The sequence below is a fragment of the Pseudoalteromonas sp. 78C3 genome (assembly GCF_002836695.1).
In the GTDB taxonomy this organism is placed as follows: domain Bacteria; phylum Pseudomonadota; class Gammaproteobacteria; order Enterobacterales; family Alteromonadaceae; genus Pseudoalteromonas; species Pseudoalteromonas arctica.
The window spans coordinates 19130-27610 of record NZ_PJAV01000161.1 but is presented as its reverse complement, the minus strand read 5'-3'; the positions used below and the strand labels follow the sequence as shown (position 1 = coordinate 27610).

Annotated in this window: 6 protein-coding genes and 1 tRNA gene; 5 read left to right on the top strand and 2 right to left on the bottom strand. The window is 39.8% G+C overall.

Translation table 11 applies throughout. The features are described 5' to 3' along the window. Positions 1 to 197: 197 nt before the first annotated feature. A complete protein-coding gene (locus tag CXF76_RS14330) occupies positions 198 to 644 on the top strand; it encodes an Hsp20 family protein (RefSeq protein ID WP_007585496.1) in 447 nt (148 codons plus the stop codon). A gap of 60 nt (positions 645 to 704) precedes the next feature. Here the strand turns inward: CXF76_RS14330 and CXF76_RS14325 are convergent, their stop codons facing one another. Then, positions 705 to 2261 carry a cryptochrome/photolyase family protein gene (locus CXF76_RS14325; protein ID WP_101164005.1) on the bottom strand — a complete coding sequence of 519 codons (1557 nt, stop codon included), beginning with the start codon at positions 2259 to 2261 and terminating at the stop codon, positions 705 to 707. 191 nt (positions 2262 to 2452) lie between these two features. Then, a complete protein-coding gene (locus tag CXF76_RS14320; RefSeq protein WP_007585499.1) occupies positions 2453 to 2914 on the bottom strand; it encodes a globin domain-containing protein in 462 nt (153 codons plus the stop codon). A gap of 430 nt (positions 2915 to 3344) precedes the next feature. Between CXF76_RS14320 and CXF76_RS14315 the strand changes: the two genes are divergently transcribed. The 4 genes from CXF76_RS14315 to infB all read left to right on the top strand — a co-directional run bounded on the left by CXF76_RS14315 (position 3345) and on the right by infB (position 8383). Continuing rightward, positions 3345 to 3421 (top strand) — tRNA-Met (locus tag CXF76_RS14315). 281 nt (positions 3422 to 3702) lie between these two features. Continuing rightward, complete coding sequence (gene rimP / locus CXF76_RS14310; RefSeq protein ID WP_002958482.1) at positions 3703 to 4158, top strand: ribosome maturation factor RimP; 456 nt, start codon at positions 3703 to 3705, stop codon at positions 4156 to 4158. A gap of 39 nt (positions 4159 to 4197) precedes the next feature. After that, positions 4198 to 5697 carry a transcription termination factor NusA gene (gene nusA / locus CXF76_RS14305; RefSeq protein WP_007585502.1) on the top strand — a complete coding sequence of 500 codons (1500 nt, stop codon included), beginning with the start codon at positions 4198 to 4200 and terminating at the stop codon, positions 5695 to 5697. Positions 5698 to 5722: 25 nt separating this feature from the next. Continuing rightward, entirely contained in the window at positions 5723 to 8383 is a 2661-nt protein-coding gene (gene infB, locus CXF76_RS14300; RefSeq protein WP_007585504.1) for a translation initiation factor IF-2, read from the top strand. Positions 8384 to 8481: the final 98 nt, after the last annotated feature.

The window sequence follows — 8481 nt, the reverse complement described above, 5'->3', positions numbered from 1 at the left end:
CTTCAGTGCCTTTTTTATTTATTTTTAATAAATTTACTTGAAAACAATTTTACCGTCCATATATAGTTAAGTAGGACGCCTGATGGGTCCTAAATTAAACTTAAACAATTGAAATTTATATTATTAGTTAAACTTTGCTTGAGCTTGTTCAATAGAAAAGCACATGCAAAATATCGCTTAAATATGAGGATATTATTATGCGTACAGTAGACTTATCACCACTTTATCGTTCATTTATCGGCTTCGAACATTTAGCATCACTTATGGATGCGGCAGCTAATACAGACAAGCAGCCGAGTTTTCCTCCTTACAATATAGAAGCACTCGATAAAGACAAATACAGAATCACTATGGCCGTTGCCGGTTTTAGTGATAGTGAATTGACCATTGAGTCAGAAAACAACACATTAAAAGTTGCAGGTATTAAAGCTAATAAAGATGAAAATAATGAACGTAAGTTTATTCATCAAGGTATAGCAGAGCGTAACTTTGAACGTAAGTTTCAGCTTGGAGACCATGTAAAAGTACTTGGTGCCGATTTAGCTAACGGCTTATTGAGCATAGAGTTACAGCGTGAAATTCCTGAAGCACTTAAACCACGTAAAATAGAAATTGGTAATAGCAATCTAATAGAAGGTAAATAGTCTTCTAAAGTACATATTCCCCTGATTATTTAGCCGCCTCATTTGAGGCGGTTTTTTTACTTAAAGCGCTTCTAAATTATTAAGGTAGTAGGTTGCTTGTTGCAGCGTTTGTTCTTGAAGTGTTTTATCTTGTTTATCCCAGTTTTTATATACCATACCAATACGTGGATTCTTCTCTAGCCTGTCTCTGTGTCTATTCATGAAATGCCAATACAAGCTATTTAGCGGGCAGGCCTTATCTCCTACTTTTTGTTTAACATCGTACTGACAGCTTTTGCAGTAATCGCTCATTTTATTAATGTAGTTACCGCTTGCAGCATAGGGTTTTGTTGCAATTATTCCATCATCGGCAAACTGGCTCATGCCTCGAGTGTTGGGCATTTCTACCCATTCTATGGCATCTATATAAACGCCTAAGTACCAGTTGTCTACGTCATCAGGGTTAATACCTGTAAGCATGCAAAAGTTCCCAATAACCATTAGGCGCTGAATATGATGGGCATAAGCGGTTTCAAGGCTTTGTTTGAGTGAGTGGCTTAGACAATTCATTTTTGTAGAGCTGTTCCAAAAATAAGATGGCAGTTTATTTTTGGCTTGCAATTGATTTTTAACTGCGTAGTCGGGCATGTTAATCCAATAAATGGCACGTACATACTCTCTCCAGCCTAATATTTGCCTAGTAAAGCCCTCTACTTGCGAGAGGGATATTTCATTGGGTCTTTGTTCGTATTCGCTTATTACACGTTTGATTACATATAACGGGTGGAGTATTTTTGCGTTTAGGGCAAACGATAAACGGCTATGGTACAGGCTGGTATTGTTTTTACTTTGATCTGTCATCGCATCTTGAAAGTGACCAAAGCGACTAAGTAAGTGCTCACAAAAGTATTCAAGAGATTCAATCGCTTGTTTACGCGTTGTTGGCCACTCCAGTGAATGTTCATTTATTTCACCCAAATAAGCGACGTTGTGTTTATTTAAACGAGAAATAATGCTGCTAACATCAGTATTGAATAACTTAGGCTCTGGGATGTCGGCTAAGTCTTTTTTGGAAAATTTATTACGATTATTACTATCAAAATTCCATTTGCCACCAGTTGGCTTTGCATCATCAATTAATATATTAAATTGCTTACGCATAGCACGATAAAAGTGCTCCATTGTTACATGCTTGTTTTTTGTAAAGCGTGTTTTTATATCGGTGAACGGTAATAAAAAGTGTTCAGTATCTGTAGCAATTACATTTAATGAGCTATCACTTTTAAACTTAGCTAATTGAGATTTTAGCCTAAACTCGTCAGGGTATTGATATTCAATAGAGTCGCATTGGTATTTATCGGCAACTCGCTTGAGTAATTCAATCAAGTCCTTGTCGTCATCGGTATCATCAAGTGTTAAATACAAAACATTAAAACCTGCCGTGTTTAATGCAGTTGCAAAGTTTTCCATAGCATTAAAAAAAGCACACAGTTTTTGAATGTGATGTTTAACGTAGTCAGTTTCTTGTTTTAGTTCTGCGATGAGGTAAAGCGTGTCGTCGTCTTTTTGCTTGTACCATGAATGAGATGGGTTTAGCTGATCGCCTAGTATTAGTCTGAGTGTTTTGTGATGGGTCATAGTAAAGCCAAATTTTTTTATACGGACGTATTTAATTAAAGGATCGTTTTACTATTTAACTACGAGTGAATAGAGCAAAAAGGCTTAACCGATTATCAAGGCAATAAAGGCGTGTTGGATCATGGTGTGCAAATGAGTTTAATTAATGGGGAGGTTAAGTAAGTTAAATTGCCACCCCTAAAATTTTATATTTAAATTTTATTACTTTGCTTTTGCTGCATTTTTTGTTGTAACGAAACCACATTAGATACATTAAATAGAATATTGCTGGCAAAGTTTTCAAAATATTTAAGGGCTTTTTTCCAAGCGAGCTGGCTCTCAGGAGTAAAGTGTTTACCAAGGTGCTCTTTAAGGGTTTCGTAAAACGCATCAGATAATAGTGCAATGTCACTTTGCGAAACACTGCTTTTTTTTAGGTACATTAAATGATGTGCTAAAAAAGGAGCTACCGATGCTGGCTTATCTAAATGTTTAACAATTCGCTCTAACACACAAAAAAGGGTAAAACTCTTTTCGTTAAATTGTAAGGCTGTTGGGTAATTCATTTCAATGCTAGATTCAGCCAATTTACTGTGAAATCGAGCCGTGAATGCATGAAAATTTGGCTTAATAATTGTTAAGTTATTTAACAATGCTGATTGTTGTTGGTTCATTTTTATCTCGCTGCAGTGAGTAATAACTATTATTATTAAGTGGCATAAAATTGATTATAGCGGGCAGATAAAATTCTGCACGTTTTTTTAGTGTTAAAGTATGGGTTTTAGTTATATCAATTTATTTTCTAGTAAATTGTAAGCATCTAGAAGGTACTAAGGTAGCTCAAATTTAGTTTGTTTGATTTTCACTCAAAAATAATAAGCTGTAATATTTAATAATTTAGAGACAGCATTTTATAAAATTGATTGATTACTTATGTTACTTATATATACATTAAATTAGCATCTTGACGAATTGGAAATTTTACAAACTAATTGCGTATTATAGTTGCTAATCATCCCGTACATCCTTATAATAGCGGCCATTGTTTAGCATGTTGTAAAACAGCTAACAGCGATATTAAATTTAAAGTTTGATATCTATTGGCGCGGGATGGAGCAGTCTGGTAGCTCGTCGGGCTCATAACCCGAAGGTCGTCGGTTCAAATCCGGCTCCCGCAACCAATTCTACTAGTAGGTATTACCTTACTAATTTATATCGCGCATTCTAAGTAATGCGCGTTTTGCGTTTTAGACTATGTAGTTTAATTAGGTCAGTTTACTGACTCGCAACCAAGCTTGGCCCTAGGCCACACAGTTTTATGCTTTATTGGTGTGACGCCCCGCTTGGTTCGGGGCGTTGTTGTATCTGCACCTTGCGATTTGTGGCAATTGTCATCAAATTAAAACTTAAACTCAGTATTTTAGGGCTATAAGCCCTTTTTTTGTTTGTATGGAGGATTTTCGTGACAAAACTTGAACAAGATTTAGTAACCATGTTAACGCCTGCGGTAGAAATGTTAGGCTTTGAATTGCATGGTCTTGAATTTGTGCAAGCGGGTCGCCATTCTACCTTAAGAGTATATATTGCTCATGAGGATGGGATCTCAGTTGATAACTGTGCGGATGCAAGTCGCCAAATTAGTGCGATTTTAGACGTCGAAGACCCAATTACAAATGAATATGATTTGGAAGTATCGTCTCCTGGTGTTGATCGTCTATTATTCAAACAAGATCACTACGAGCAGGCGCAAGGAGAGGAAGTACGCGTGCGTACTAAACTTCCACAGGATGGTCGTCGTAATTTTAAAGGCGACTTAGTAGCAGTTAGCAGCGATATGATCACACTATCTAGCGATGGTGCAGAGCATCTGATCATGCTTAGTAACATCGAACGTGCGAATTTAATCGCGAAGTTTTAAATTCGAGTGCGAAGGAATAGGGCAAGCGAGGCATTACCCATGGCAAAAGAGATATTATTGGTTGCTGAAGCCGTTTCCAATGAGAAAGCGGTTCCAAAAGAAAAGATTTTTGAAGCTCTAGAGTTCGCTTTAGCGACAGCTACAAAGAAAAAACACGATGGCGAAATTGAAGTACGCGTAGCAATTGACCGTAAAACCGGTGATTACGATACGTTCCGTCGTTGGCAGATTGCCGCTGTATTAGAAGATGGTTCTTTAGAGAACCCATACAGCGAAATCACTCTAGAAGCAGCACAGGTTGAAGAACCTGATTTGCAAATGGGTGATTATGTTGAAGAGCAAATCGACTCAATCAAATTTGACCGTATTACAACACAAATGGCTAAGCAAGTTATCGTACAAAAAGTACGTGAAGCTGAGCGCGCTTTAGTTGTTGAAGCATACAAAGATCAAGAAGGCGAGCTGGTAACGGGTGTTGTTAAAAAAGCAACTCGCGATGCAATCGTACTTGATTTAGGTAACAACGCAGAAGCGGTAATTTATCGTGATGACATGTTACCACGTGAAAACTTCCGCCCGGGTGACCGTATCCGTGGTCTTTTATATGAAGTTAAGCCTGAAGCACGCGGTGCACAATTATTTGTAACGCGCTCTAAACCTGAAATGCTAATGGAATTATTCCGCATTGAGGTGCCAGAAATTGGCGAAGAGATGATTGAATTACGTGCAGCAGCACGTGATCCAGGTTCACGCGCTAAAATTGCTGTTAAATCTAACGACAAACGCATTGACCCAATTGGTGCATGTGTTGGTATGCGTGGCGCACGAGTTCAGGCTGTATCGTCAGAACTTGGCGGTGAGCGTGTTGATATCGTACTTTACGATGACAACCCGGCACAATTTGTTATCAATGCAATGGCGCCAGCAGAAGTTGCTTCAATCGTAATGGATGAAGACACTCACTCAATGGATATCGCTGTAGAAGCAGATAACCTAGCGCAAGCAATTGGTCGTAATGGTCAAAACGTTCGTTTAGCAAGTCAGTTAACTGGCTGGGAACTAAACGTAATGACTGTTGAAGACATGCGTACTAAAAATGAAGCTGAATCTGATAAGTTACTTAACTTATTCACTGAAAATTTAGAAATTGATGATGAGTTTGCATCATTACTTATCAACGAAGGTTTCTCGACACTTGAAGAAGTGGCGTATGTACCAGCGTCTGAATTTTTAGAAATTGATGGTCTTGATGAAGAGACTGTAGATTTACTGCGCTCACGCGCAAAAGATGCATTGACAACTAAAGCACTTAAAACGGAAGAAAGCTTAGATGGCGCAGAGCCAGCTGAAGACTTACTTGCGCTTGAAGGTTTAGAGCGTCACTTAGCATTTGTTATGGCAAGCAAGGGTGTTGTTACACTTGAAGACTTGGCAGAGCAAGGTATTGACGAATTAGTTGATATCACAGAACTTTCATCTGAAAAAGCGGGTGAACTGATTATGGCTGCACGAAACATTTGTTGGTTTGCAGACGAGTAATTTATTAACGGAGGTATTACACACTATGGCAGAAGTAAATGTTGAAAAACTAGCCGGCGATATAGGTACGACTGTTGATAAATTGCTACAGCAGTTTTCACAAGCAGGTATCACCAAGCAAGCAACTGATAACGTAACAGAAGCTGAAAAAGCAACGTTACTTGATCATTTAAGCAAGCATCATGGCGGTACAGGTTCAGATGGCCCAGCGCGTATGACTTTACAACGTAAGAGCAAAAGCACTTTAAGTGTTACGGGCTCTACTGGTAAAGCAAAAGATGTTCAAGTTGAAGTTCGCAAAACACGTACTTACGTGAAGAAAAGCGCAATGGAACAAGAACAAGAGCAAGCTCGCTTAGCTGCTGAAGAAAAAGTGCGTCTTGAAGAGCAGCAAAAAGCTGACCAAGAAGCCGCAGAATTAAAAGCGAAACAAGAGGCAGAACGCAAAGCGAAAGAAGAAGCCGACCGTAAAGCCAAAGAAGAAGCTAAACGCAAAGCTGATGCAGAGCGTAAAGCGAAACAAAAGCAGATGACCCCAGAGCAAAGTGCTAAGTCTGAGAAAGATCGCATAGAAGCTGAGCGTCTGCAAAAAGAAGCAGAAGAGGCCGCATTGAAGAAAGCTGAAGAAGAAGCGAAACGTCAAGCAGAAGAAGCAAGAAAGCTAGCTGAAGAAAACTCGGCACGCTGGAAGAAAGAAGAAGAAGAACGTAAGAAACGCGAAGAAACAGCGGATCACCATCTTACGACTTCTACTTATGCACGTGAAGCAGAAGATGTTGCCGATGCTCGTGATGAGCAAGGTACACGCCGTGCTAAGAAAAAGAAAAAAGCGCCAGCAAAAGATAAATTTGCAGCGTCAAGAGGCCGTAACAAGTCTAAGTTAAAAGCACCTGCATCATTACAACATGGTTTCCAAAAACCAACTGTTGATGTTAAAAACGAAGTGCGTATTAGCGAAACAATTACAGTAGCTGAGCTTGCATCACGCATGGCCGTTAAAGGCGCTGAAGTTGTTAAAACAATGATGAAAATGGGTGACATGGTTACTATTAACCAAGTGATTGACCAAGAAGCTGCACAATTAGTTGCAGAAGAAATGGGTCACAAGGTTATCATTGTTAAAGAAAACGAATTAGAGCAAACAGTACTTAATGACCGCCACGAAGATGGTAAGTCAGAGCCACGTGCTCCAGTAGTAACTGTAATGGGTCACGTTGACCATGGTAAAACATCAACTCTTGATTACATTCGTTCTGCGAAGGTTGCTTCTGGCGAAGCCGGTGGTATTACACAGCATATTGGTGCATACCATGTTGATGTAAACGGTCACATGATCACCTTCTTAGATACACCAGGACATGCTGCATTTACTTCAATGCGTGCTCGTGGTGCTAAAGCGACTGATATCGTAATCCTAGTAGTTGCAGCAGATGATGGCGTTATGCCACAAACTAAAGAAGCGGTACAGCATGCTCGTGCAGCTGGCGTTCCTTTAATCATCGCAGTAAACAAAATGGATAAAGAAGGCGCAGATCCAGATCGTGTTAAAAACGAACTTGCTGTACTAGACGTTATTCCAGAAGAATGGGGCGGCGATACGCAGTACGTTCATATCTCAGCTAAAACTGGCTTAGGTATTGACGACCTTCTTGAAGCAGTATTGAACCAATCTGAACTTTTAGAGCTTTCTGCACCTACTGAAGGTATGGCGGCTGGTGTTGTTATTGAATCTCGTCTTGATAAAGGCCGTGGTCCAGTAGCATCAGTACTTGTTCAATCTGGTACGCTTAACCAAGGTGACATTGTATTATGTGGTCTTGAGTATGGCCGTGTTCGTGCAATGCGCGATGAAAACGGTAAAGACATTAAGTCAGCTGGTCCATCTATTCCAGTTGAGATTTTAGGTCTTTCTGGTATTCCAGCTGCAGGCGACGAAGCGACTGTAGTTAAAGATGAGCGTAAAGCGCGTGAAGTTGCTTTATACCGTCAAGGTAAGTTCCGCGATGTTAAACTAGCACGTCAGCAAAAAGCTAAGCTTGAAAACATGTTTACTAACATGACTGAAGGCGATGTTTCTGAAGTTAACGTGGTACTTAAAGCAGACGTTCAAGGTTCTATCGAAGCCATCTCTGATTCACTAACTAAACTTTCTACTGATGAAGTGAAAGTGAAGATTGTTGGTTCAGGTGTTGGTGGTATTACCGAAACTGATGCAACACTCGCTGCAGCGTCTAACGCAATTGTAGTTGGCTTTAACGTTCGTGCTGATGCTTCAGCTCGTAAAGTTATCGAGACTGAAAACTTAGACCTACGTTACTACAGCGTAATCTACAGCTTGATTGACGAAGTTAAACAAGCAATGTCAGGTATGCTAGCGCCAGAGTTTAAACAAGAAATCATTGGTCTTGCTCAAGTTCGTGACGTATTCAAGTCTCCAAAAATTGGCGCAATCGCTGGTTGTATGGTTACTGAAGGTGTTATTAAACGTAGCGCTCCAATCCGTGTACTACGTGAAAACGTTGTTATCTATGAAGGTGAACTTGAGTCACTTCGTCGCTTTAAAGACGATGTTGCTGATGTTCGTAACGGCATGGAATGTGGTATCGGCGTTAAGAACTACAATGACGTACGTGTTGGTGACCAAATCGAAGTATTTGAAACAGTTGAAGTACAACGTACTCTATAATTGTTACTAGGGAGTATTGAACGCTCAGGTTAACGCCGGACGTTCTACACACCCTACGCTAAGATTTTAAATGGGGGCTTAGCCCCCATTTGCATATC

Bases quoted from the DNA above. Each gene is read 5' to 3' on its own strand.
- CXF76_RS14330 (WP_007585496.1), top strand. From the start codon at position 198: ATGCGTACAGTAGACTTATCACCACTTTATCGTTCATTTATCGGCTTC.
- CXF76_RS14325 (WP_101164005.1), bottom strand. From the start codon at position 2,261: ATGACCCATCACAAAACACTCAGACTAATACTAGGCGATCAGCTAAAC.
- CXF76_RS14320 (WP_007585499.1), bottom strand. From the start codon at position 2,914: ATGAACCAACAACAATCAGCATTGTTAAATAACTTAACAATTATTAAG.
- nusA (WP_007585502.1), top strand. From the start codon at position 4,198: ATGGCAAAAGAGATATTATTGGTTGCTGAAGCCGTTTCCAATGAGAAA.
- infB (WP_007585504.1), top strand. From the start codon at position 5,723: ATGGCAGAAGTAAATGTTGAAAAACTAGCCGGCGATATAGGTACGACT.